The 225-nt window shown below is 44.0% G+C and carries 1 rRNA gene; it reads right to left on the bottom strand.

Annotated features, from left to right (window positions below):
• A 23S ribosomal RNA gene (locus tag KJQ99_RS10365) occupies positions 1-225 on the bottom strand; the annotation flags it as partial.

Here is a 225-nt window from a genome sequence, read left to right as displayed (position 1 = left end):
CCAAGCTAGGCTTGGGTCTACAGCTTCGGTACTTATTTTAGCCCCGTTATATTTTCCGCGCAAAATCACTAGACCAGTGAGCTATTACGCTTTCTTTAAAGGATGGCTGCTTCTAAGCCAACCTCCTTGTTGTTAAAGTAACTTCACATCGTTTTCCACTCAAATAAGATTTAGGGACCTTAGCTGGTAGTCTGGGTTGTTCCCCTCTCGACGACGGATTTTATC

The sequence above is a fragment of the Campylobacter sp. 2018MI13 genome (assembly GCF_018501135.1).
Lineage (GTDB): Bacteria > Campylobacterota > Campylobacteria > Campylobacterales > Campylobacteraceae > Campylobacter_E.
The sequence above is the reverse complement of the archived record's forward strand: the minus strand, read 5'-3'. Positions and strand labels throughout refer to the sequence as shown.